The 738-nt window shown below is 41.7% G+C and carries 1 protein-coding gene; it reads right to left on the bottom strand.

Annotated features, from left to right (window positions below; translation table 11 throughout):
* On the bottom strand, positions 1–659 hold a 659-nt coding region (ompR, locus tag CWB66_RS20960; protein WP_138586960.1), incomplete at its 3' end, for an osmolarity response regulator transcription factor OmpR.
* Positions 660–738: the final 79 nt, after the last annotated feature.

Here is a 738-nt window from a genome sequence, read left to right as displayed (position 1 = left end):
GGGTTAGCGGCATCAATTTCGATCATCCGACGAAGTCGAGATACTTGCACATCAATACTTCTCTCAAGCGCACTGTAATCTCTACCTCGCGCTAGATTCATTAGTTTATCTCGACTAAGCGGCTCTCGCGGATGAGATACCAGCGCCTTAAGCACAGCAAACTCACCACTCGTTAAAGAAACTGTTTTATCGCCTTCGCTCATTTCGCGCGTTGCTAAGTTAAGCGTAAATTTACCAAATGCGATTAGATTTTCTTCTGCGGCGGGAGCGCCCGGCACTTCTTTTGCGCGACGGCGTAAAATAGCTTTAATACGCGCAAGCAACTCGCGAGGATTAAACGGCTTAGGAATGTAATCATCAGCCCCTAATTCAAGGCCGATAATACGATCTACTTCGTCACCTTTAGCGGTGAGCATAATAATAGGGATTTCATTTTCTTTTTGACGTAAACGGCGACAAATCGACAAACCGTCTTCACCAGGGAGCATTAAATCGAGAACCATTAAATGAAAATTTTCACGTTCGAGGAGCCTATCCATTTGCTCTGAATTACCTGCAGTTCTAACGATAAAACCTTGCTCTACTAAATAACGTTCAAGCAAACTACGTAAACGCATGTCGTCATCAACAACTAATACTTTTGTGGTTTCGTGTCCCATTGTCTCTTTCTTATTTTTATATCCAATTACTGGTTAATATAAATGAAAAACCTAATAATCAAAACTAATTACCCGCTTA

The sequence above is a fragment of the Pseudoalteromonas sp. S558 genome (assembly GCF_005886635.1).
Lineage (GTDB): Bacteria > Pseudomonadota > Gammaproteobacteria > Enterobacterales > Alteromonadaceae > Pseudoalteromonas > Pseudoalteromonas aliena.
The sequence above is the reverse complement of the archived record's forward strand: the minus strand, read 5'-3'. Positions and strand labels throughout refer to the sequence as shown.